Genomic DNA, 22896 nt, shown 5'->3' on the forward strand with positions numbered 1-22896 from the left:
CATCACTCCTCTCACACGCAAATCTTGAAGGTCCACGGTCCCGACCCGATACTATGGAAGACGCGGGGATCTACGCGCGCGAGTCGGCGTATCTCGACCGGTTCGTCCAGATCGGTGCGGCAGGCGAGAAGGTCATCAGCTGTTCGTTTCCCGTCACGCCCGACGAGGACGCCACGGACGACCACCCGGTGCTCGAGCGGATCGACGCCTATCTCCAGGGCGCCGAGGACAGCTTCGCCGACGCCCAGATCGGACTCACGGTGCCGACTGACTACCGCAACGTGCTCGAAGCGGTGCGCGAGATTCCCTACGGCGAGCAGGGGAGCGTCCAGCAGGTCGCGCAGATGGCCGCCGGCCTCGACCCGAACGAGGACGAGGACCTGACGACGGTCCGCGAGGCGCTGGCGGCGAACCCGATTCCGCTACTTATCCCCGACCACCGCGTCCGGGACGGGCCGAGCGGCGCACCACCGGAAGTCGAACAGAAACTGCGGTCCCTGGAAGACCTCTGAGTAACGTGCGGACGGTCGCTTTCTATCGGGGTCGCGACTGACTCCGCTGGTAGAGGTACAGCACGAACGCGGCGAGCAGCGCGACCGTCCCGAGCAGCGACACGGCGGCGTTGACGGGGACGACGCCGAGCTTCGCCAGCCCCTCGTAGCCGATGGTGAGGCCCGCGACGAGGAAGGCAGCGCCGGTCACGACGGCGAGCTGGTCAGTCTCTCGCTGCTCCCTCGCCCGCTGGATCACGTAGACGGACGCCGGAACCACCAGTGCCGCGAGCAGCAGGTCGGCGGCCGCGGTTGCGAGGTCACTCCCCGTGACGTACTGGACGAGGAACAGCGCGAGATAGACGACGAGGGCGGCCAGGATGATTCGTCGTTGCGTCGGCGTTTCGATGTCGAAAGGGTCGGCCATTGCCGGGTGGTGGGGACGGCCCGTGTTAAACGTGTTCAGCGCCCCGGCCGACGCCGAGGCCCTCGTGGACGACCAGTTCCAGCGCGTTGACGAGGTAGTGGGCCACCACGACGACGAGCAGGCTCTCGGTGAGGACGAACCCCGCCGCGAGCACGAATCCGAGCGTCCCCGTCACGACGACGCCGACGCGACCCTGTGCGCCGTGGGCGACGCCGAAGGCGAGCGACGAGACGACGGCGGGCAGCCACGGCGAGATGCCGAAGCCGGCCGCGACGGCGCCGACGGCGGCCGCCCGGAAGATGAACTCCTCGACGAACGCGATGGTCGGGAGCACGACGCCGAGCAGGATGATCCACCCGCCGAGCGAGTCGGGAGCGAGCATCGCCCGGAGGGACTCGTCGTAGCCCGCGCCCGCCACTTCGGCCACGCGCCCGGCCGCCTCGTTCCCCAGCCAGAGGACGATTCCGAAGGCGACGCCCGCTGCGACCCCGAGGCCGCCCGCGGCGAGCGGTGTCGGGCCGACGCCGAGCCCCGCGAGCGGTATTCGAAAGTAGACCGCGCCGCCGGCGAGCAGGGCACCGAAGACGCCCTGCGTGAAGACGACGTTCGCGAGCAGCGCCCCGGTCGAGAGGTCGTGGGGGTCGACGTCCGCCCGCCTCGCGCTCGCGTCTGCCGGCCACCCGCGCTCACCCGGTCGGTCGAATCGTGGGATGACCGGGTCCGTCTCGGCGTCGCGCCGGGACCGCGTATCTCCGAAGGGACGGGAGCTGGTGGCGTGTGAGACGGCGGTGCGGTCGCTGACGACGGTCTGTGAGAGGCGCGCGAGAATAAGTAACAGCGTCACGACGACGCCGGTGAGGCCGACGAATGCGGCCCACCTGGTCACGATTCTACTGCGGGCTGGGACTGCCGCCGCCGACTTCCCGCTGTTCGAGGGCCTTGCCCGTGATGGACTTGAGCCGGTCGACCAGCGAGTCCTTCTCGGGTTCGCCGGCGAGCGCGACGTCGAGGACCTCGCTGATGTGCGAGACCGGGATGATCTCGATCTGGTCCTCGTACTCCTCTTCGATCATCACGTCCTGTTCGTTCGCCTTGGGGATGATGACCGTGTCGAGGCCGGACTTGGCCGCTGCCTCGATCTTGTGGGTGACGCCGCCGACCGGCAGCACGTCGCCCCGGACCGACAGGGAGCCGGTCATGGCGAGGTGCTGTTCGATCGGGATGTCCTCCAGGGCGCTGATGACGGCGGTCGCCACCGTGATGGAGGCGGAGTCGCCGTCGACGCCGCCTTCACCGGCCTGGACGAACTGGATGTGGATGTCCTTCTCCGAGATGTCCTCGTCGGAGAACTTCTTGATGATCGCCGAGACGTTCTGGACGGCCTCTTCGGCCATCTCCTTGAGCTGCCCGGTAGCGATGACCTGTCCTGGTCCCTGTGACGGGGCGACTTCGGCCATGACGGGGAGGACGATGCCGCTGTCCTCGCCCATGACGGCGAGTCCGTTGACGCGCCCGATGACGTCGCCCTGGTTGACCGTGAGCTCGTAGTCCTTGCGGCGCTCGATGTAGTCGTCGGCGAGCTGTTGCTCGATGGAGCGACTGCGGCTCTTGGCCTGCAGGACGTCGTCGCGAGTGGTCATCTCCTGGTCCTCGGCGCGGGCGATGTCGCCAGCGACGCGGACGAGGCCGCCGAGTTCGCGCAGCTTGAGGGTCAGGTGACCCTTCCGGCCGGCGCGGCGGCGCGCTTCGAGGATGACCTCCTCGATGGCGTCCCGGGTGAAGTGCGGGAGCCGCCCGTCCTTCTCGACCTCCTGGGCGATGAAGCGGGCGAGCTTGCGGCGCATCTCGGGGGTGTCCTCGATGGTGTCGTCCATGTACACCTCGTAGCCGTACCCCTTGATACGGGAGCGCAGCGCGGGGTGCATGTTCTCCATGGCGTCGAGGTTCCCCGCCGCGACCATCGTGAAGTCACAGGGGACGGGCTCGGTCTGGACCATCGCGCCCGAGGAGCGCTCGGACTGGCCCGTGATGGAGAACTCGCCCTCCTGGATGGCCGTCATCAGCTTCTGCTGACTGCGGACGTCGAGCGTGTTGATCTCGTCGATGAACAGCACGCCCTTGTTGGCCTCGTGGATGTTGCCCGACTCCACGCGGTCGTGGCTCGGCGTCTCCATCCCGCCGGACTGGAACGGGTCGTGGCGGACGTCGCCGAGCAGCGCGCCGGCGTGGGCGCCCGTGGCGTCCTTGAACGGCGCCGTCTGCTGGTTCGCGGTGTTGATCAGCAGGTTCGGGATCATCGCGTCGTTGCCGCGCGAGCCGTAGCGGAAGGCGAGGTAGATGACGCCCGCCGCGAGGATGCCCAGCAGGATCTGCTGGACGATGATCAGCGCGTAGCCGATGACGATCGCGATGATGATCCACATCAGGAAGGTCCGCATCTGGTTGCGCTTGCGGGCCTCCTCCTTGTGGGCGTCGACGATCTGTTCGCCCTTGCCCGCGGGGACGGTGCGGACCTTCGGCTCGTTGCCGTCGTCGGGGTTGTGGTAGACGAGAACGTCCTGCAGTTCTTCTTTCGGCAGCAGCTGACTCATCGCTTTGGCCAGCATCGACTTGCCCGTCCCGGGCGAGCCGATCATCATGACGTGCCGGCGTTGCTTGGCGGCCTTCTTGATGACGTCACGGGCGTGGTCCTGCCCGATGACCTGGTCGACGAGGCGGTCGGGAACCTCGATGTCTTCGGTGGACTCGACCTCGAGTCCACCGAGGACGCCGGCCTCCTCGGCCTCGTCGAACGTCGCTTCGCCTTCGAGTTCGACTTCGCTCCCCAGGTCGGGCTGGTCGCCCGCCTCGGGGGCGTCGTCGCCCTCGTCGGCGAAGCCGTCGTCCGCCGTCGCCCGGTCCTCCTCGTCCGGGACGACGACGTCGCTACCGGACTCCTCGTCCGGCGTGGGCTCGGTCACCTCCCGCTCGGAGTCGGGAGTGTCGTCAGTGTCTCTATTGTCGCTCATAGAACGGTTGCTAACATCGGATCGGAAGGACTGTCCACTGATATACTTTCTCCCCTCGCGCCGCTCCGAATGGGTTGCATAACCGCCGTACTCCGGCCCAACGACCGTCTCGGTGGGCGCCTGCCGAAACACTCGTCGCCTTTTTTAGACGCGGCGCCGGAGGGGGAGTATGCGCGGCTTCTACATCGGACGCTTCCAGCCGTACCACAACGGCCATCACACGATGGTCTCGACCATCGCCGACGAGGTGGACGAACTCGTCCTCGGCATCGGGAGCGCCGGCGACTCCCACTCTGCCCACGACCCGTTCACTGCAGGCGAGCGCATCATGATGATCACCAAGGCCGTCCGCGAGTACGAGCGCGAACACGACCTCGTGACCTACGTCGTCCCTATCGAGGACCTGAACCGCAACTCCGTCTGGGTGAGCCACGTCCAGAGTATGAGCCCGAGCTTCGAGGTCGCCTACTCGAACAACCCCCTCGTCGTCCAGCTGTTCGAGGAGGCCGGCATCGAGGTCCGCCAGTCGAGCATGTTCGAGCGCGACCGCCTGGAGGGTAGCGACATCCGCCAGCGGATGATCGACGGCGAGACCTGGCGGGACCGGGTCCCGGACGCCGTCGTCGAGACCATCGAGGAGATAAACGGCATCCAGCGCCTCCGCACGGTCGCCGAGGACGACGTCGTCGAGCGCTGGGAGGCCAAGAACGGTTCTGGCGGCGAGAGCGCGCGACGCGACGACGACTGAGCGATGATCACGCTCAGCTCCGACTTCGGGTCGCCGTATCCCGCGGCGATGAAGGGAGTCATTCTCCGGCAATCCGACGCCCGCCTCGTCGACGTGGCCCACGACTTCCCCCGGCAGGACGTTCGCGCGGCCGCGTTCTGGCTCCGCGAGGTGCTCCCGCACTTCCCGCCCGCGGTCCACCTCGTCGTGGTCGACCCGGGCGTCGGCACCGACCGGGACGCTATCGTCGTCCGCGCGGGCGACCACGCGCTCGTCGGCCCGGACAACGGCGTGCTCATCCCGGCCGCACGGGCGCTCGCGAACGGACCCGATTACGACGACTTGGACGTCTTCCGAATCACCGTGGACGACCCCGAGAGCAGCACGTTCCACGGCCGGGACGTGTTCGCACCGGCCGCAGCTACCGTCCACGAGGCGGGCGTCGACCGCTTCCACGAGGACGACGGATTCGTCCCCGCGGACACCGTCGAGGACCTGCAGTTCCCGATGGCCACCGTGAGCGAGACGGGCGCCAGTGGCGAGGCGCTCGTCGTCGACGGCTTCGGCAACGTCGTCACCAACGTCCCGGGCGACGCCGTCGCCGACAGGTTCGGCGAGCAGGTCGGGATCAACGGCGAACCGGTGCCGGTCCGCAGGACGTACGCTCGCGTCGGCCCGGGCGACCGGCTCGTCACCGTCGGGAGTCACGGCAACGTGGAACTCGCGGTCAACCGCGGACGCGGCGACGAGGCGTTCCGGGTCGGCGCCGGGGACCGCGTCGAACTGGAGTTCTGACCCGTCTATTCACGCGAAATCTCGTCCACACTGAGGGATACGGACGCCGGTGGAGGGGAGTGACCGGCATTCATCATGGTTTTAGGCTAGCCAAAAGATCACCACGCTTATATTCTTTAGGCCGGCCTAAACAGACGAATGTACACGAGAAGGAAGCTCATCGCGGGGCTGGGTGTGGCGGCGAGTGGCTCGCTCGCGGGCTGTCCCAGCGATACGGCCGAATCGAACACCGAGGAGACGAGTACCGGCGGGACGAACACGCCACAGCCGACCGGTGGCGCGGCGGCGGCCGTCGCGGCGCAGTGGAACGTGTATCGCTCTCGCCTCTACGACGCGGTCGCGCTCGGACGCGCTGGCGAACCGGGAGCCGGGGCCAGCGTCGCACAGTCCATCTTCGCGACGTTCGAGGGCGCGAGCGGCGAATACGGTGCACACGAGTACCTGGAGGAGACGAGCCACTCGGCCTACGAGGGGTTCGAGGACGCGCTCGGCGACCTCCAGTCGAGTCTCTCGGAGGAAGACCTGGCGGGCGCCACGGAGGCGGCCGATGCCGCCGCAGGCCAGCTGCGGAGCGCCCAGCGGGCCGTCGCGAGCGACGGAACCGCGAACGCGCTCGACCTCCTCTGGCTCGCAGGCCGGGGCGCAAACGCGGGCTTCCTCGCCGATGCCGGACACTTCGCCGCCGCGGAAACGGTCGCCACGGAGGCCAGCGAGTCCTTCGAGGGCGCGCAGGTCCACGACGCACTGGAAGACGCCGACCCGGAATCCTACGAGGCGTTCGAGGGCGGCCTCGGGGATGCCGCGACGGTGGCCGCGGACGAGGACATCGGCGCCGTCGGCGACGCGGTCCAGTCCGCGCTGGACGCCGCCGTCGAGGGAGCGTACGGCTTCGCCGGTGACGACGGCGCCGCAGGGGCCGGCCACCTCGCCGCGTTCCAGGCGCGCGGGTACGACGCGTCCGTCCTCGCCGGCCTGGGCGGGCCGGGCAAATCCCTCGCCCACGCCGCGTCGTTGACCGTCTACCGCGCTCGCGCCGCCGACGCCGCCTGGCTCACCGGCCAGGGCGAGTCCGACCTCGCGGCGACGATGGCACAGGACGTCTTCGCCCACTTCGAGGGCGCCAAGGCCCACGAAGCGCTGGAGGAGGCGGATCACGAGGCATACGAGGGATTCGAGGGCGGCCTCGACGACCTGCGGACGGCCATCGAGAACGGCGAGCAGGCCGGCGTCGACGAGGCCGAGTCGGCGGTCGACTCGAACCTGGTCACTGGTGTCGAGAGTCTCGCAGGCGAGAACGCGCCTGTGATCCAGTCGGGCTACTTCCGGGTCCGCTTCGGCGACGCGCGCGAACTGTACGAACTGGGCGACGGCGACGCGGCCGCGGACGTCGTCGAGGACCTGTTCGCCCGTTTCGAGGAGAACGAACTCGACCTCCACGAGGCCATCGAGGAGGAGAGCGAAGACCTCTATCACCGGTTCGAGGAGGAGCACCTGTCGGCGCTGGGGACCGCCTTCGCCGACGGCGACGACGAGGGGGTCGCGACGCACTACGAGGGCGTCCAGTCAGCACTCCTGGAGTTCGAGGCGTCTCGCTCTCCGGCCAACGCGAGCGGGGCCGAGACGGCGTTCATGCTCGGCCGCGGCTTCGACGCCGCCGCCGTCGCGGCGACGGGGAACGGCGACCGCGCCGAAACTATCGCCGCAGACGCCTTCGAGTACTTCGAGGGCGGTGCGGCCGGCTTTCACGATGCCCTCGAACACGCCGACCACGACCGCTACGAGGCCTTCGAGGAGCAGCTCGGTGCCGTCCGCTCGGCGGCGGCCGACGACGGCGACGCGTACGCCGCCGCGAAATCGTTCAACGACGAGGGGGTGGCCGGTATCTACGCCATCGTCGCCAACGCCGGCGGCGATCACGGCGCCGCCGCGGCTGGCATCGTCCAGGACGTCTTCGCGACGTTCGAGGAGGCCGCGGTCCACGAGGCTCTCGAAGAAGCCGATCACGACGCCTACGAGAACTTCGAGAGCGCCATGAACGACTACGCGAGCGCGCTCGAATCCGGCGACGCCGACCCGACCGCGTTCGCGAACGCGACGCGGACCGCGCAGTTCGCCGTGGTCGGTGCGGTCGAGCAGGCACCGGCGGGCGAGAGCGGCGGCGACCACGACGAGGGCAGCGACGACGGCGGGAGCGAGTCCCTCGCCGGCGGTCCGGACGTCGTCGAGGGCGTCCCCGACGACGCGGACCACGTCGTCGCGGCGAAGGCGGTGTCGTTCGAACCGGCCGAACTCACCGTCTCGGTCGGCGACACCGTCGCCTTCGAGCACGCCGGCGGCGAACCGCACTCCGTGACGGCCACGGAGGCCGAGATCCCCGAGGGCGCGACCTACTGGGCCTCCGGCGACTTCGACTCCGAAGAGGCGGCCCGCTCCGGCTGGAAGAACGGCGAGGGCGCCGTCCAGTCCGGCCAGTCGTACGTCCACACTTTCGAGACCGCGGGTGAGCACCACTACGTCTGTATCCCGCACGAGGCGGCGGGAATGACCGGGGTGGTCGTCGTCGAGGAGTAGGACCATCTCCGTGGCCGAACGGCCACGCGTCCGTTCCAGTCGGTGCGGCCGCGTTGGATTTCGATCCGATCGTCGTCGCCGCGCCCGGCTGCCATGATTTTCGCCGTCGACGCCCGCCGGAGGCTCCCGGCGCGGCCGGACTCCGGGGCGTCACGGCTCCGTTGCGTCGATGCTGTACGTCGCTACTTCTCCGGGCTGGTTCCCGCACAGCGCTGCGGCTTCTCCCGCCGACCGGAACGTCTCGCTCCCGGCGTAGGGCATCGCGTAAGCGCGTCTGACGGCTGGTTCGGTCTCGGCGGTTGCCAGTCGCAGTCCGTCGTCGAGGAACCGGTCGCGCCGGAGGCCGTAGCACAGCGCGACCGAGTCGGAACTGACGGCCGTGACGCTTTCGTCGGCCGGAGACTTCGGCACTCCCACTCCGTCCTCGATTCCCGGCAGGCTACCCAGTTCGGAGAGTTCCGTGCCGTGGACCCAGAGGTCGAAGTGGTCGCGCCGGTCGAACCCCTCACGCCGCTCGGCCGCCTGCAGGTCCCGAATCGCGTCGAGTGAGTCGGGATGCCGGAGCCCGTGGAGCGACGGGGGGTCCGACCGCTCGATGGGGACCTCCAGTCGGCGAGTCGCACCGGGAGCGAGCAGCACCGGTTCGTCGTTCGAACCGAGCGAGAATCGTTCTACCCGACTGTCGCCCGCTAACAGCGACGCCGCCTCGTGTTCGGCGACGTACGCGTCGGGGTCACAGGGCATCGCGAGCGCGTCGCGGAGCGTCGTCTCGTCGGCGGCCTGGTCCGACGCGATTCGGAGGGCGAGCGTGTCGCCGTCGAGCCACCGGTCCCGCCGGAGGCCGCGAACGACGGCGACGTTCCCGTCCGGCCCGCCGTCGTAGGGGTACTCCCCGTCGACGTAGCCGTCGACGTCGTGGAGGAACGTCCAGCCGTCGCCGCTCCGCGCGCTCACGCGGCGGTCGTAAAAAGAGAACGCGTCGCCGCGGAGCCAGAGGTCGAACCGGTCGGCGGGGTCGAACGCTGGCCGCGTGGACAGCGTCGAGAGCCAGGCGTACAGGAAGCGGTCTCGGGCGACGGTGTCCGTCGCGACTGGGCCCTCGAACGTGGCGCCGGGCGCGTTCGGCACGAACGGGTCGAACCCCTGCTCGGTCGGGACGTAGCTCCCGCGCACGTACCAGCCCAGGCCGGCGGCGCCAGCGTCGAGCGAGGCCCTGAGGTTCGACCGGATGGACTGCTTGCTCGGCGTGTGCTTCGGGTTGACCGTGTGGGTCTGCCCGAGGTAGAACACTGGCTTCCCGCCGAGGGCCGCGCCGGCGTTTTCGACGAGGCTTCTGACGGCGTCGTCGGCGACCTCCGGGCCGACGTCCTTCTCGTACCACCCCCGGTAGAAGTCGGTGAAGGCGAAGTCGGGGCTGGCACCCCGGTCTGCGATGCGGTCGGTCAGCGTCTCGAACACCTCGGGCTTCTTCGAATCGACGACGTAGGGAAAGTGGCAGAAGATGCCCACCTCGCGGTCGGTGGTCGCCTCGACGACGGTCCGTTTCTGTGCGGCGTAGATTCGCGGGCCGTATTCGAGCATGTTCTCGACCGCCGCGTCGTTCCACTCGCCGCCCGCGACCCACTGGCCGAACACGGGCGCCTCCTCCCAGAGTATCACGCGCCCGTCGTCGGTCAGGTCGTCGTAGATCCGACAGACCTCATGGAGTCGGTCCAGATGGCGCTCGCGGGCATCGGCGTCCTCGACGAACGCCTTCGCGGTGACGTCCGTCAGCAATCCGACGCGAATCCAGACGTCGAGTCCCGCGGCCGTCGCCTCTTCGAGCGCTCGCCTGAACAAGCCGCCTCTCGAATCGAGGTTGGCCGAGCGGATCAGGACGACGACGGCCAGGTCGTGGCGGCGTGCGAAGGCGAAGCGGTTGGCCCGGCGGCGCTCGTCGGCTAGCACGTCACCGTACATCCACAGGAAGTCCCCGCGACGGTTCGACCCGACCGGGTCGGCGACCTGTCGCACCTCGCGCTGTTCGAGCGTGTCGTCGACGACGGCGCTCCCCATCAGCGACACCGCTCCGAGCGCGCCGGCGGCCTGGAGGTAGGTTCGTCGCGTGGTGTCGGTCGGTGCGTCACGTCGGTCCGTCGTTCGTGATGAATCGGGCATTGGAGTGGCGAGAGACAGCAGGGAAATCCAGGGACTGCTGCCGGGTCGGCGAACGGCTCCAGTAGTATTGGCTCGTCAACAGTTTCGACTACGACCGGCTTGAGTGTTGGGCCCACCAGGTGGAAATCACCGATGGATTTTTGTTCTTTAGGCACGCCTAAACTGATGTGTGCCGCGGAAGCCGGTACACGCCGGGCGACGCTTGCGAGACAGCGCACCGTTTTCGAACACACGCGCGGCGGCCACCACTACCGTGGGCATCCCGCCGCGCGCGTCTGTCCCCTTTCCCAGACGACCAAACGACGAACGGTCAGTCTCGGACGTGCCACTCTCGCCCGAAGCGATCGGATTATTATCATTTGGCCATAGATTTTCTACGTGCCATCGAAGCAGTCCTCCAACGCTCGTCCTCACGCTCTCGTCACCGCCCTTCAGTGGGGGCTGGTCGCAGCTTTCGTGTTCGACACGGTGGGCCGGTTGGGCCGAAACTACTACCGCGCCACGACTGACGCGTTCTTCCCGCCCGATTGGGTATCCTTCGTTCAGATGGCGTCGATGCCTGCCTTCCTCCTGGGCGCGATTCTCGGGTACTGGTGGCTAGCGAGTGGTCGCGGCGACGCGACCGCGGCGGCCCATCAGACCCGTGTCCGGTTCGTGGGAGCGCTCGTCGCCGGGTGGGGTCTCGCCATCGTGCCGACGCTGACCTTCGAGTGGGTACTCGGCGACTCTCTGTTCTCCGTCCCGTTTTTCCTCCTACCCACGCTCACCGCGGCGGCCGCGATGAGCGGCGCGTCCCTGCTCGCCTACCGCGTCGACCCCGCCTGGTACGAGCGAAACCGGAGTCGACTCCTCGGCGCGGTTCAGGGCGCCTTCGTCGGGCTGCTACTCGGAGTAATCGGGTTCGTCGCGTACGGAAGCTACCTCTCAGCGACGCAGTCGAACTTCGACCTGAACGGCGGCCCCGGCATCGTCGTTCTCGTCGGTCTCGGGGCTCTCGCCGGGTCCCTGCTCGCTGACCGGCCAGACGGCGCGGACCGGGCGGCGGAGTTCGCTACGCTGCTGGTGCTCTCGACGTTGGCGCTCACGATCGTGACGGCCGTGAGCTTCGTCGCGGTCGATGCAGTCAGTCTCGGATACCTGGGTAACACCTTCCTGATCTACCCCGTGGCGCCGCTCCTGGCATCCCTCGCGATCGCCGTCTATCTCACCTACCGCGTCAGAACGAACGTGTACGACAGACTCGTCGGTCGGAGTCAGTGACGCGTCCCGGTCACCGCTGTTCAGCCGTCTCGGGGTCGTCCGGGACCAGCAGGTCGGGCACGCCCCGCCAGAGAACGACGAGCAGTGCGACGGCGACGGACATCGACAGGCCCGCGAACGCGCCCCGCACGAGAACCTGGAGGAATCCGCCGTCCCCGAAGGCCAGGAATATCGCGACGTAGAGGGCGACGACCGACGCGATGAAGGCGAGCCACGCGTTCGTGGTTCGGGGGGCGGAGACCATTGAGTCAGATGACTCGTTCCGCGGACGAAACGTTTTCGAGTCGGTCAGACGGACACTGCGCGAACCCGTCACTTCGAAAAAGCCGACAGTCGGTGTTCGATTCATCGACCGAGTAGCGCCGCGAGGGTCGAGGTGAATCGCGGCGCGGGAGTCGACCGATCAGCTCGCTTCGTACTCTCCGCGAGCCGCAGTCTCGCGATGAAACGCTCGACCGATCAGCTCGCGGAGATGACGTCGTCGATGCGAGCGATCATCGTCGCGGCCTCGGTGGCGCTCTCGACGGCCTCCCGCTTGACGGCGGCGGGGTCGAGGACGCCGTAGTCGACGGGGTCGTCGATGACGCCGGTCTGGCCCTCGCTGATGATGCCGGCGCGGCCCTCCTGCTCGTGGAGGCTGCGCAGGTCGACGAGCGCGTCGATGGGGTCCATCCCGGTGTTCTCGGCCAGCGTGCGCGGGAGCACGTCGAGGGCGTCAGCGAAGGCCTCGACGGCGAGTTGCTTGCGGCCCTCGATGCCGGCTGTCTCGCTGCGGACGTAGTCGGCGACGGCGATCTCCGTGGCGCCGGCGCCGGGGACGACGCCGCCCTTGTCGAGGGCGGCCGTCACGACGTCGAGCGCGTCGTTGAGCGCGCGCTCGAGCTCGTCGGTGACGTGTTCGGTGCCGCCGCGGGCGAAGACGGTGACGGACTCGGCGGTCGCGCCGCCGGTGACGAAGGTGAGGTCGTCGTCGCCGTACTTCTCGACGCTGACGTCGTCGGCGGCGCCGATGTCCTCGTCTTCGAGCGTGTCGACGCTGCCGACGCGGTTGGCGTCGGTGGCGTTGACGATGGCCTGCACGTCGTCGTCGCCCACGCTGTCGAAGGCGACGACGCCGGCCTTGGCGAGGTGGGCGGCGACGCGGTCGTCGACGTCACCGGTGACGAAGACGACGTCGACGCCGGTGTCGACGAGATCCTCGGCGTAGCCCTGGAGCTCGGACTCCTCGGCCTCGATGGCGGCGTTGAGCTGGTCGACGCTGGAGACGTTGTACTCGGCGTCGATGTTGCTCTCGCGTACCTCCAGGTCGGCGTCGACGACGCCGATAGCGGCGTCCTGGACCGAGCGGGGCATGTTCTCGTGGACTGGCTCTTCCTCGATGACGACGCCCTCGATGAGGTCCGTCGCGGAGGAAGAGGAGCCTGTCTGGGTCCGGACGACGATGTTGTCGCGGACGATGCCGTCGTCGCTGTCGGCGTGTCGGACGGCCTCGACGACCGTCTCGGCCAGTGCGTGGGCCGCGACGTCGCCGGTTCCCTTGCCGGTCATGGAGGACTCGGCGACCTTCTCGAGAATCTCGTCGTCGAGTTCGTCGTCGAGCACTTCCTCGTCGATGGCCTCCTGGGCGAGTTCGGCGGCCTGGGAGTACCCCTCGACGATGGTCGTCGCGTGGACGTCGTCGTCGAGCAGGTCCTCGGCCTTCGCGAGGAGCTGTCCGGTGAGTACGGACGCCGTCGTCGTGCCGTCACCGACCTCGTCTTCCTGGGTCTGGGCGACTTCGACGATCATCTGGGCGGCGGGGTGCTCGATGTCCATCTCCTCGAGGATGGTCGCGCCGTCGTTCGTGATGACGACGTCGCCCGAGTCGGAGACGAGCATCTTGTCCATGCCACGGGGGCCCAGTGTCGTCCGAACGGACTCACTGACGGCCTTTCCGGCGGCGATGTTCGAACTCTGTGCGTCCTTCCCGTGCGTCCGCTGGGTGTCCTCGTCGAGGATGAAGAGGGGCTGGCCACCCATGCGTCGCTGACCGGACTGTGACATAGCTGTATACCTCACTCAAAACATCGTTAGCGGTTCTATATAAAACTTTCCTATCGGGCGGGCGAGACGGCGTGCGACACCCGGACGAGAACCGGCGCTCACCGGCGACGCTGCCGATGGTTTAATACAGCGATACCGCATCACTCGGACCATGCTGGAGCTGGAGCACGGATTTCGCGTGGTCGACGTCCACGCGCGCCTGGAACCCGACGAGTCCCGCCGTCCCCGCGACGGCATCGGCGACCCGGAGCGACTGGAGCGGGAGATGCACCAGGCGGGCGTCGTCCGCGCGGTGGTCTACCCGGGCGACCGGGAGGGGAGCTATCTCAAGGCCAACAACGGCGTGGCCCGGATGAGCGTCGGTCGCCCGATGGTCGCGTTCGCCCGTATCAACGGGTCGCGCGAGGCCGGCACCGACGCCGGGTCACGGCTGAAGAACCTCGCGGCCCGGCGCGGGGAGGACCACACCTCCCCCGACGACGTCGAGAAGTACGCCTACGACGACCGCTTCGCCGGCTTCGAACTCCACCCCTCGCGTGACGGGCTCCCGGACGAGGCGGTCATGGCCGAACTGGAGTCCGTCGGCAAACCGCTACTCGTCCACGGCGGCCTGGAATTCCCGCCCGAGGCCGTCGAACGGCACCTCCTGCAATACGACCTGCCCGTCATCCTCGGGCACTTCGGTGCGCATCCCCTCCAGCGCGACCTGATGCACGAGTCCATCGACCTGCTGGACGCCTACGAACAGTGCTACCTGGACACGAGCGTCGTTCGATACCGGGACGCGCTCGAACGCGCTATCATCGAACACCCGGACAGAGTGCTGTTCGGCAGCGGCGCACCGAGCGCCCATCCCAACGTCGCCGTCATGGAGATTCTCACCCTCGACGTCCCGGAGGACGCGATGAAGAAGGTGTTCTCGAAGAATCCCGTCCGCGTCGTCGAAGAACTCGCGCCGTAGAATTCTGGGAGCGAGCGGTCGGCTCCGAACGTTACTCGTACACTTCGACCGCCCGGTCCACGCGCATCGAGCGTCCGTTGGGGTTCTGGCGCGGCGGGTGGTCCCGGAACCGGGCGACGACGCCGTCCTTGGCACCGGTCGACACGCCGCCAGCGACCTCGCGACCAGTGCCCAGCCAGTTCGAGGCGCCGGCGTCGCCCCGAAGCACGTCCCGGAGCCCGTCGTAGGCGTCGCGAGCGGCGTGGGCGCCGACCCGGTGGGCGACGGTCGGTCGGAACCCGTAGTTCTTGACGAGGCGGTAGGCCAGCGACTGGTACTTGGCGGTCCAGTCCGTCCGGCGCATCCCGCCGTCGGCCTCGAACTCGCGACGGACGCACATCGACGACTGCCAGGCGACGTCGTAGTCGGCCCCGGCGATCCGGTGGGCCAGGTCGCGGGCCCCGCCGATATCGAGGTACTCGTCGAAGCCGTCGAACTCGTCGAGAATCTCGGTCGTGAACGTGACGTTCCCCGGGTTGAAGTACGTCACGTCGCGTCCGGCGATGGTCGTCGTCTCCTCGGACTCGGTCGTCATCCCGGCGGTGAGTTCCTGGTGAGTGGGGCCGGTGACGACTGGCGCCTCCGTCAGGCCCTCGAGGACGGCGTCGAACCAGCCGTCTTCGACGGAGAACGTCCGGTCCAGCAGTGCGACGGCGTCTCCGGTAGCGCGATTGATGCCCGCGTTACGGGCGGCGTTGATAGTGCGGTCTGCGATCTCGACGAGCACGTCGACGTCCGCCCGGTCACGGACCATACCCGTCGTGCCGTCCGCAGAGGGGCCGTTGACCACGACGACCTCGGCGTCCGGGACGCGCTCGGCGAGCGCGTCGAGACAGCCCCGCAGCTCCTCCCGGCCGTTGAGCGTCGGGACGACAACCGAGAGTTGCATAGATACAGATAGTTCCGCCGAGCCGTATAAAGTTCGCGCACTCTCGCCCGCCGTGGGGGTCCGTGCCGGTGTCTGACAGCGATTCGCGGGGGAGCGGGCGCGCGCGGCCGGTCAGACCCGGGCGTCCCAGTACGACACGGAGGCCAGCGAGTCGCCGACGGGCGACTTTCCGACGGCGGTGTCGAGCGAGCGGAACGCGGCGGCGAGACTGTTCGGGATCTTCCGGTAGAAGCCGTAGGGCAGGACGAAGTCGTGTTCGTCGCTGGCCAGTTCCAGGTTCGCTCCGTCGAGGAGGCGGTCGATCTCCCAGCGGGAGTACAGCCGCGACCCCATCGGCAGCGCCCAGTTGTACAGCGACCGCGTCGAGAACCGGTTGAACGTGTCGAACACCACCTGCTCCTTCGAGACGCGCCGGAGTTCGGCGAGGAAGGATGCGGGGGTGTCCGCGAGGTGGAAAAACCGCATGGCCATGACGACGTCGAAGTGGTCGTCGGGGAACGGCAAGCGCGCGGCGTCGCCACGCATGAACTCCACGTGGTCGTCGACGCCGGCCGCCTGGGCCTTGGTTCGACCCTGCTGGAGCATCGGCCCGGAGATGTCGAGGCCGACGATGTCGGCGCCGCGTTCGGCGAGCATCACGGTGAACCTGCCGGTCCCGCAGGCGACTTCGAGGACGGACTTCCCCTCGACGGGGCTGATCGCGTCCAGCACCGCTTCCTTTTCGCGACTGTCGATGAGGCGCCCGCCGCGCGAGAAGCGCTTCGAATCGTACTCCTCGGCGACGTCGTCAGCCTGATACCACTCCTGGCCCTTCACGTTAGCAGGTTTCCCCACCCGGGGAATAAAACGATACTGCTTCGACGCAACCGGGACGGGCGGTTCCCGGGCGCGAACCGGCGACGAGTCCCTACGACGTCGCCACGCGGTCGGGCCGTATCTCGACGATGACGCGGGCACCCTCCTCGGTCCCCTTGTTCGGGTACTCGTCGACGTCCATGTACCGCCGGGCAAGTTCGTCGATGTGGTCGACGGCGCCGTCTTCGACCATCGCGTCGACCTCGCCCCGGACCGAGAGGAACCGGTAGGGGTCCTCGGGGTCCGTCATGCTCACACCGACCTTCGGGTTCCGCTGGAGGTTCCGCTCTTTCAACCGCCCGCGGACGGTGTTGAGCAACAGGCGGTCGCGGTCGCTGTCGTAATCGACCCACACCGGCGTCACCTGGGGGGTGTCGTCGCCCATCAGCGTCGCGACGTGGGCGAACGTCCGCTTCTCGAACAGGTCGTGGAACGCCTCGGGTATCGCTGCCATACGCCCAGAGAGTCACGCCAGCCCTTTCAGCGTTCGCCGAAACCGCCAGATCGATCACCCGAATCCGGGAATATAAGGGGTCATTATATGCACTGTATACTTTCCATTGTATTGACCTCCATATAGCGAAGTTTTACCAGTGACGTCGATGCAGGCTTTCGTATGAGCACGACCACCGAGGAACCCACGACTGATCCGTTCACCGAGCAAGCGTTCCGTGAAACCCTGCGTGAACTACCGCCGAGCGCCAAACTCGTGGCAAAAGTCCTCCAGTCCGGTGAACCCCTCTCCCAGGGCCAGCTCGTCGAGGAGTCGCTGCTCCCCGACCGGACCGTCCGCTACGCCCTGAACCGACTCGAGGAGTGCGACCTGGTCGACTCCCGCTACAGCTTCTCCGACGCCCGGAAACAGGTTTACTTCCTGTCGGTGTGAACTGCCGGGCGACTGGATGGAACGCACGCGAATCCCGGTCGACGTCGAAACCCGCGCCCCGGGCGGCCAGACGAACGCGTACGTGGTCGGTCACTCCGACACGCTCCTCGTCGACCCGGCGTGCCGAACGCCCGCACTGGACGAGGCTCTCGCGGACAGGCCGGTCGCACACGTCGCCGTCACCCACCACCACCCGGACCACGTCGGCGCCGTCGCGTCGTACGCCAGCGAGTTCGACGCGACCGTCTGGGCACGGGCGGGCCGTGAAGACGGATTCGAATCGGCCACCGGCATCGCGCCGGACAGGACCTTTCGCGACGGGACGACCATCCCAGTGAGCGGGGGCGGCGTCGCCGTCGCGGAAACGCCGGGCCACGCCCCAGAACACGTCGCTTTCGCCGTCGATGAGGATCTCCTCGTTGGCGACCTCGCGGTGGCCGAAGGCAGCGTCGTCGTGGGCGCGCCAGAGGGTGACGTCCGCGCGTACCTGAGCTCTCTTCGTCGAGTCTACGCTCGCGCACCCGCCAGACTACTTCCTGGCCACGGCGCGGTCGTGACCGACCCGCGCGAAACGTGCGCGCGACTGATCGAGCACCGGCTGGACCGCGAGCGACGTGTGCTCGCCGCGGTCGAATCCGGCGCGACCTTCGTGGACGCCATCCTCGACGCCGCCTACGAGAAGGACCTCGCTGGCGTCCGCGACCTCGCCGGTGTGACGGTACGAGCGCACCTCGAAAAGCTCGCCGTCGAGGGTCGAGTCGAGTGGGACGGCCGTCGGGCGCGCCCCGCGTAGCCGCCGGGTCCGCTGCGTTGCTGCGCGACCCATCGGACAGCCGACTGATTCGCGCTTCCGGACCCCTTTTCACCGCTGGCCCGTACTCACTCACGTGGAATCTCTCGAAACCGAACTCGAGCGCGCGCGGGCGCTCGACGTCGCGGACCTGGCCGACGCCATCGAGAACATCGGGTTCGAGTGTACGCGCTGTGGCGCGTGCTGCAAGGCGAACGAGGTCGACGGGAGTGAGACGGACGACGAAGGCGAGACCGAGCCGCACACGGCGACGGTCCAGCCCGAGGAAGTCCGTCGGCTGCAGGCGGCCGGAGAGAAGGAATACGACTGGCGCGACGTCGCCCGACCGATGCCCTTCGGCGTCCGCGAGGGCGAGGATGGTCCCGAGGGCGAGACCTTCGAGTGGGCGCTCCAGACGGACGACTGCGGGGACTGTACGTTCTACCGGGAAGACGAGGACGGCGTCGGCGCCTGCTCCGTCCACGGGGACCGCCCGCTCATCTGCCAGACGTACCCCTTCAGCGTCGCGCTCGGCGGGACCAGTCAGCCGATGGGCGAGGCCGTCGACGAAGCCGGAATGGTTCGGGCACACGAATGTGAGGGCCTCGGCCGGGACATCTCCCGATCGGACGCCGAGGAACTGGCGGCCGCACTCAGGGAGCGGGCGGTACGAGAACTGGCGTCGGCCATCGACGTCCGGGAGAACTACGAGCCGGCGAACCCCGACCAGGGGGTCGTCGTCCACGATTCGGAAGGCGCGAAACGGCCGGACGGGACGCCGGTCGAGTAGGCGACCGGCCGGGGCCGTTCGAGCGGGAGAAACGAGCGCCTAGAACTCTTCGTCGATTATCTCGCCGACGGCGAAGTTGGACTTTACCTCGCTGATCTCGACTTTGACGCGCTCGCCGATCTCCGCACCGGGGACGATGATGACGTAGCCGCGCTCGACGCGAGCGATGCCGTCGCCCTGCTTGCCGATGTCCTCGATCTCCACGTAGCGTATCTCGCCCCCTTCGACTGGCGGCTGGGGTTCGGTCGGCGCCGTCGTCGTCCCGCCGTCCTCGCTCGTCTCCTCGGACTCGTCGGCGGCGATGAGCGCGACCCGGTAGGTCTCGCCGGGCTGAATAGATCCGGTGTCGACCTCGCGACGCGGTACCTCGACGACGTAGCTGTCCCCGTCCTCGGAGACCTCCGCACTGAACAGACACAAGAGTTTCTCTGAGATTTCCACAGCTTTAGACCTCTACTCCCCGCATTGAAGGCCACTGATAAAGATGTTACGTCGGTCTCCCCGGTCTCGCGCCCCTAGAGAGACGTACCGATTTCTCCGGTAGCCTGTCGCATCCGCGAGCGCTCACGCGGACCGCTGGTGCCGTCACCGGGCTTTCCGCAGAGTAGGTGCCGGTTACCCGACCGTACCAGTGACGGCAGCGGGTCGGTCGAATACCGGCGGGATGACCGCGAAAACCGCAAGAAAGCGAGCCGTTAACCGACTGTACCAAACCCACTAAGACCGTTTCCCCCAAACGGATTGATATGAGCGCCACAGCGTCGACGACGGACACTCGCCTCTCGGACAAGCAACGCCGCATCCTGGAGTTCCTCCGGGACAACGCCGACACCCAGACCTACTTCAAGTCACGCCTCATCGGCGACGAACTCGACCTCTCGGCCAAGGAAGTCGGGACGAACATGACCGCCATCGAGGGCGGCGAGTTCGACGTCGAAGTCGAAAAGTGGGGCTACTCTTCCTCGACGACCTGGAAGGTCACCGCGTAGGGAGAGCAGACCGCACGGCGACGGCCTCTTTTCGACGCTGCCAGTGGGTCGAGCGACTGCTCCCAACGGACGTCGTTCTCACTCCGGGCGTAAGTTCGCTCGCTAGAGAACGGTGCTAAGTCCAGACCAGTCGAGCCGACAGACGACCTGGTCAGGGGTCGTACGCGAGGAGGTCCGCCGCCTCCGAGGCGAGGGCGGCGGCGTCGGTGTCGAACGAATCCGCGTACCGAACGACCAGCGTCAGCACCGTCTCCGGTGCGTCCACCGCGTAGCCGTCCTCCCGGGAGAGGAGCCCGGCCGCTTCCAGTTCGGCGGCGTACTTGCTGACCGTCGGCCGCGAGACGTCGAGGTCGTCGGCCAGGTTCCCCGCCGTCGTCGTCGGGTCGCGGAGCAACGCGACGAGCATCCCGCGGGTGGTGTCCCGTCGGAGGTACCCGAGCGTCACCTTCTCGTACTCGCTGAACTGGTCGGCGGGGAAGAACCGGCGATAGTCGCCGTCCTTCTCGCTCTCGATGGCGCCGTTCTCGGCCAGTTCCCTGAGGTGATGCTGGGTCTCGCCGGTGCCGAGCTGGAGGTCGTCACGGATCTTCGAAAAGTGGGCGCCCGGCGTGGTCGAGAGGTAGCCGGCGATGGCGTCGCGGGCGTCGCTCCCGCTCCCGCTTTCGCTCTCCGAGAAGCGGACGAGCGGACTCGCCGCGCCGAGTGCGGCGAACCGCCGGAGGGTAGCCCGCTTGGACTCGTCGACGTCACCATCCCGACCCATTGATACGTTGGTATGACGAGGACGTGTAAAACGGCTTCGACTAGGATCAGTTCTCGTCCGAGGCGGTCGACCCGCCGTCGGCGTTGAACTCCTGGTCCATCTCCTCGATGACCTCGTCGGCGTCGGAGATTTCGTTCGGATCCTCGCCGTGTTTGACGGCCTGGGCGGCCTGTTCCATCTCTTCGACGTCGACGTCCGCCTCGGCGTCGATCTGACCGAGGATCTCCTCGATGTCGTCGAGGCCGAGCATCTCGCGGGACTCCTCGTCGAATTCGAGCCCTTCGAGCACGTGGCCGTTCTCCTTGACGTCGGAGCCGGTCAGGTGCTTGCCGTAGCGGCCGACGAGTGAGGTGACCTCCTGGGGGAGGACGAACGTCGTGGACTCGCTCTGGCCGATGCCCTCCAGCGTCTCCATCCCCTTGTCGATGATGGCGCGCTCGCCCATCGCCTCGGCGGACTTCGCGCGGAGGACGGTGGAGATGGCGTCACCCTGTGCTTCGAGGATCTGGCTCTGCTTTTCACCCTGTGCGCGGATGATGTTGGACTGCTTGTCACCTTCCGCCGTCTCGACGGCGCTGCGGCGTTCACCCTGGGCTTCCAGGATCATGGCGCGGCGCTTTCGCTCGGCGGAGGTCTGTTGCTCCATGGCCTGCTGGACGTCCTTCGAGGGGTTGACCTCGCGGACCTCGACGCTCTCGACGCGGATCCCCCACTCGTCGGTGGGTTCGTCGAGTTCCTGGCGGATGCGGGAGTTGATCTCGCCGCGTTTGTTGAGCGTGTCGTCGAGTTCCATGTCGCCCAGCACGGCGCGGAGCGTCGTCTGGGCGAGGTTGGAGGTCGCGCGCTCGTAGTTCTCGACCTCGAGGAACGCCTTCTTCGGGTCCATCACCTTGATGTAGACGACGGCGTCGGCGGTCACCGGCGAGTTGTCGCGGGTGATCGCTTCCTGACGGGGGACGTCCAGCGTCTGGGTACGCATGTCGAACCGGGTCACGTCCGAGACGAAGGGCCAGACGAAGTGGATACCCTGGTCGAGCAGGCCGTTGTACGAACCGAGGACCGTGTACGCGCCCTGCTGATAGGGTCGGATGATGACGATGCTGGAGTAAACCAGCGCGATAACGAGTAACAGGAGGATGACGCCGACGAACATGACTCCGGCGCCGCCACCCTGGAGGACCACTGTTGGTAGCATAACGTTCGGTTTTCAGGTTCCCTAAAATAAAAGTGTTCGGTGTGCTTCCACGCCTCAGGAAGCCCGGTCCGACTCGACGTCTGTCTCACGGTCTCCGTCGTCGTCGCGCTCCGGACTCTCGGCGTCTTCCCCGGGCTCCGACGCGGCTCGCTCCCGTGCGAGCGCGCGGTCGATGTCGTCACCCTCGGCAACCGACTCGACGGTCACCACGTTGCCGCCGCCGGGGTCGACGACCATGACCTCGCTCCCGACCTCGATCTCGCCCTCGACGCTCCGGGCGCGGTAGTAGGGGTTGAAGCCACCGTCTTCGAGTTTGACCTCGCCCTCGGTGGTGGTCACTCGCTCGGTGACCGTCCCGAACTGGCCCCTGAGCGACCCGGAGTGGCTCGTCTCCGCCGCGCCCTCGCCCCCGTAGATGTCCAGCCGTCGGTAGCCCCAGAGCGTCAGTCCGGTCAGGGCCAGCACGACGACGGCGAGGATTATCGGCGCGAAGATACCCAGCCCACCGGGGAGCAACAGTCCCACCAGTCCGGCGGACAGCAGTGCCACCCCGAGGACGAACAGGTGAGCGCCCGGCGCGAACGCCTCGGCGACGAGGAGGATGGCACCGGCCAGGAACAGGAAGAAGGATATCGACTCGCTGAACAGTTCCGGCATATCCGAGGCTAGGGTCCCGGCGAAATTAAGTGTCGGGGGTCAGGAGTCGGATGTCAACACGCCGAAAAAGCCGAAGAGGACGAGGCCAACCAGGAACGTCCCGCCCGTGAGGACGAGCAGGTCCTGCGCGTCGAACCCCTGGACGTCGACGAACAGCCGCGTCAGCCCCAGGACGGCGACGTACGCCCCGAAGACGACGAACAGCGAGTTCTCCAGCGACGGTGTTCCCGGTTCGATGGTCGCCGATGGACGAAACTCCCCTGCGACGTTGCCCCCCGACGACCGCGCGTCACCGTCGTCGGTGTCGCCGCCGTCGTCGTCCCCGTCCACGACCCCGGCCTCGTATCGCTGGTTGTAGTACTCCTGTTCCGGTTCCTCGTCGAGTCGGTCGCCGTTGACGTTCTCGTCACCGCCGGGGCTGCTCCAGGTTCCGTCCCGGGACTCCTCGCCGTCGTCTGCCCCGCGACCCGCGTCATCTCGCATACAGAGGGGTTGTTCGTCGCGCTACTAAAGCGCCTCGCGTGCCGCCAACGAGGAACCGACGAGCGGTCTGTCCTAATTCCGGCAGCCACGTGACGGAAACCATTTATTCCGGCCCGAAAT

General features: G+C 67.7%; 24 protein-coding genes. 10 read left to right on the forward strand and 14 right to left on the reverse strand.

The window, feature by feature from the left end; translation table 11 throughout:
- Positions 1 to 53 precede the first annotated feature (53 nt).
- Complete coding sequence (locus AC5FRV_RS01950; RefSeq protein ID WP_493559441.1) at positions 54 to 512, forward strand: MGMT family protein; 459 nt, start codon at positions 54 to 56, stop codon at positions 510 to 512.
- Between the two features lie 22 nt (positions 513 to 534).
- Here the strand turns inward: AC5FRV_RS01950 and AC5FRV_RS01955 are convergent, their stop codons facing one another.
- The 3 genes from AC5FRV_RS01955 to lonB are packed head-to-tail and all read right to left on the reverse strand — an operon-like array spanning position 535 to position 3926.
- Entirely contained in the window at positions 535 to 918 is a 384-nt protein-coding gene (locus AC5FRV_RS01955) for a hypothetical protein (RefSeq protein WP_493559442.1), read from the reverse strand.
- Between the two features lie 25 nt (positions 919 to 943).
- Positions 944 to 1804 (reverse strand): CPBP family intramembrane glutamic endopeptidase, encoded by an 861-nt coding sequence (locus AC5FRV_RS01960; RefSeq protein ID WP_493559443.1) that lies wholly within the window; start codon positions 1802 to 1804, stop codon positions 944 to 946.
- Positions 1805 to 1808: 4 nt separating this feature from the next.
- Positions 1809 to 3926, reverse strand: a complete 2118-nt coding sequence (lonB, locus tag AC5FRV_RS01965) for an ATP-dependent protease LonB (RefSeq protein ID WP_493559444.1) — start codon at positions 3924 to 3926, stop codon at positions 1809 to 1811.
- Positions 3927 to 4095: 169 nt separating this feature from the next.
- On the opposite strand from lonB, the gene AC5FRV_RS01970 reads away from it, so the two are divergent.
- The 3 genes from AC5FRV_RS01970 to AC5FRV_RS01980 all read left to right on the forward strand — a co-directional run bounded on the left by AC5FRV_RS01970 (position 4096) and on the right by AC5FRV_RS01980 (position 8019).
- A complete protein-coding gene (locus AC5FRV_RS01970; RefSeq protein ID WP_493559445.1) occupies positions 4096 to 4674 on the forward strand; it encodes a nicotinamide-nucleotide adenylyltransferase in 579 nt (192 codons plus the stop codon).
- A 3-nt stretch (positions 4675 to 4677) separates the two neighbouring features.
- Positions 4678 to 5448 carry an SAM hydrolase/SAM-dependent halogenase family protein gene (locus AC5FRV_RS01975; protein WP_493559446.1) on the forward strand — a complete coding sequence of 257 codons (771 nt, stop codon included), beginning with the start codon at positions 4678 to 4680 and terminating at the stop codon, positions 5446 to 5448.
- 138 nt (positions 5449 to 5586) lie between these two features.
- On the forward strand, positions 5587 to 8019 hold the full coding sequence (locus AC5FRV_RS01980; RefSeq protein ID WP_493559447.1) for a DUF5059 domain-containing protein: 2433 nt from the start codon (positions 5587 to 5589) through the stop codon (positions 8017 to 8019).
- Between the two features lie 150 nt (positions 8020 to 8169).
- Here the strand turns inward: AC5FRV_RS01980 and AC5FRV_RS01985 are convergent, their stop codons facing one another.
- A complete protein-coding gene (locus AC5FRV_RS01985) occupies positions 8170 to 10176 on the reverse strand; it encodes a hypothetical protein (protein WP_493559448.1) in 2007 nt (668 codons plus the stop codon).
- Between the two features lie 546 nt (positions 10177 to 10722).
- On the opposite strand from AC5FRV_RS01985, the gene AC5FRV_RS01990 reads away from it, so the two are divergent.
- Positions 10723 to 11436: a hypothetical protein gene (locus AC5FRV_RS01990; RefSeq protein ID WP_493559449.1), complete on the forward strand. Its 714-nt coding sequence runs from the start codon at positions 10723 to 10725 to the stop codon at positions 11434 to 11436.
- A gap of 10 nt (positions 11437 to 11446) precedes the next feature.
- On the opposite strand, the gene AC5FRV_RS01995 is transcribed toward AC5FRV_RS01990, so the two are convergent.
- Both AC5FRV_RS01995 and thsA read right to left on the reverse strand, forming a co-directional pair.
- Entirely contained in the window at positions 11447 to 11680 is a 234-nt protein-coding gene (locus AC5FRV_RS01995) for a hypothetical protein (RefSeq protein ID WP_493559450.1), read from the reverse strand.
- Positions 11681 to 11895: 215 nt separating this feature from the next.
- Complete coding sequence (gene thsA, locus AC5FRV_RS02000) at positions 11896 to 13455, reverse strand: thermosome subunit alpha (RefSeq protein ID WP_493560144.1); 1560 nt, start codon at positions 13453 to 13455, stop codon at positions 11896 to 11898.
- 175 nt (positions 13456 to 13630) lie between these two features.
- On the opposite strand from thsA, the gene AC5FRV_RS02005 reads away from it, so the two are divergent.
- Positions 13631 to 14440 carry an amidohydrolase family protein gene (locus tag AC5FRV_RS02005; RefSeq protein WP_493559451.1) on the forward strand — a complete coding sequence of 270 codons (810 nt, stop codon included), beginning with the start codon at positions 13631 to 13633 and terminating at the stop codon, positions 14438 to 14440.
- Between the two features lie 31 nt (positions 14441 to 14471).
- Here AC5FRV_RS02005 and AC5FRV_RS02010 read toward each other — a convergent pair whose 3' ends face one another.
- The 3 genes from AC5FRV_RS02010 to AC5FRV_RS02020 all read right to left on the reverse strand — a co-directional run bounded on the left by AC5FRV_RS02010 (position 14472) and on the right by AC5FRV_RS02020 (position 16677).
- A complete protein-coding gene (locus AC5FRV_RS02010) occupies positions 14472 to 15368 on the reverse strand; it encodes a glycosyltransferase family 2 protein (RefSeq protein ID WP_493559452.1) in 897 nt (298 codons plus the stop codon).
- Between the two features lie 111 nt (positions 15369 to 15479).
- Entirely contained in the window at positions 15480 to 16184 is a 705-nt protein-coding gene (locus AC5FRV_RS02015; RefSeq protein ID WP_493559453.1) for a class I SAM-dependent methyltransferase, read from the reverse strand.
- Positions 16185 to 16275: 91 nt separating this feature from the next.
- Positions 16276 to 16677, reverse strand: a complete 402-nt coding sequence (locus tag AC5FRV_RS02020) for a PPOX class F420-dependent oxidoreductase (protein WP_493559454.1) — start codon at positions 16675 to 16677, stop codon at positions 16276 to 16278.
- Between the two features lie 162 nt (positions 16678 to 16839).
- On the opposite strand from AC5FRV_RS02020, the gene AC5FRV_RS02025 reads away from it, so the two are divergent.
- The 3 genes from AC5FRV_RS02025 (at position 16840) to AC5FRV_RS02035 (ending at position 18689) form a co-directional block, all read left to right on the forward strand.
- The gene (locus tag AC5FRV_RS02025) at positions 16840 to 17109 is read left to right on the forward strand and encodes a MarR family transcriptional regulator (protein ID WP_089816936.1); all 270 of its coding nucleotides are present in this window, start codon (positions 16840 to 16842) and stop codon (positions 17107 to 17109) included.
- Positions 17110 to 17125: 16 nt separating this feature from the next.
- Positions 17126 to 17902 carry an MBL fold metallo-hydrolase gene (locus AC5FRV_RS02030; RefSeq protein WP_493559455.1) on the forward strand — a complete coding sequence of 259 codons (777 nt, stop codon included), beginning with the start codon at positions 17126 to 17128 and terminating at the stop codon, positions 17900 to 17902.
- A 94-nt stretch (positions 17903 to 17996) separates the two neighbouring features.
- Complete coding sequence (locus AC5FRV_RS02035) at positions 17997 to 18689, forward strand: YkgJ family cysteine cluster protein (RefSeq protein ID WP_493559456.1); 693 nt, start codon at positions 17997 to 17999, stop codon at positions 18687 to 18689.
- A gap of 39 nt (positions 18690 to 18728) precedes the next feature.
- Here the strand turns inward: AC5FRV_RS02035 and AC5FRV_RS02040 are convergent, their stop codons facing one another.
- Positions 18729 to 19130 carry a TRAM domain-containing protein gene (locus AC5FRV_RS02040; protein ID WP_089816939.1) on the reverse strand — a complete coding sequence of 134 codons (402 nt, stop codon included), beginning with the start codon at positions 19128 to 19130 and terminating at the stop codon, positions 18729 to 18731.
- Between the two features lie 305 nt (positions 19131 to 19435).
- Here AC5FRV_RS02040 and AC5FRV_RS02045 point away from each other — a divergent pair, with 305 nt between their 5' ends.
- Positions 19436 to 19678, forward strand: coding sequence for a DUF7123 family protein (locus AC5FRV_RS02045; RefSeq protein WP_089816940.1), 243 nt, complete (start codon positions 19436 to 19438; stop codon positions 19676 to 19678).
- A gap of 151 nt (positions 19679 to 19829) precedes the next feature.
- Here AC5FRV_RS02045 and AC5FRV_RS02050 read toward each other — a convergent pair whose 3' ends face one another.
- The 4 genes from AC5FRV_RS02050 to AC5FRV_RS02065 are packed head-to-tail and all read right to left on the reverse strand — an operon-like array spanning position 19830 to position 22776.
- A complete protein-coding gene (locus AC5FRV_RS02050) occupies positions 19830 to 20441 on the reverse strand; it encodes a winged helix-turn-helix transcriptional regulator (RefSeq protein ID WP_493559457.1) in 612 nt (203 codons plus the stop codon).
- 46 nt (positions 20442 to 20487) lie between these two features.
- The gene (locus tag AC5FRV_RS02055) at positions 20488 to 21636 is read right to left on the reverse strand and encodes an SPFH domain-containing protein (protein ID WP_493559458.1); all 1149 of its coding nucleotides are present in this window, start codon (positions 21634 to 21636) and stop codon (positions 20488 to 20490) included.
- 54 nt (positions 21637 to 21690) lie between these two features.
- Positions 21691 to 22293: an NfeD family protein gene (locus tag AC5FRV_RS02060; protein ID WP_493559459.1), complete on the reverse strand. Its 603-nt coding sequence runs from the start codon at positions 22291 to 22293 to the stop codon at positions 21691 to 21693.
- Between the two features lie 39 nt (positions 22294 to 22332).
- Positions 22333 to 22776 carry a DUF7312 domain-containing protein gene (locus tag AC5FRV_RS02065; RefSeq protein ID WP_493559460.1) on the reverse strand — a complete coding sequence of 148 codons (444 nt, stop codon included), beginning with the start codon at positions 22774 to 22776 and terminating at the stop codon, positions 22333 to 22335.
- Between the last annotated feature and the right edge of the window lie 120 nt (positions 22777 to 22896).

This window comes from Halomicrobium sp. HArcel3 (assembly GCF_058933135.1).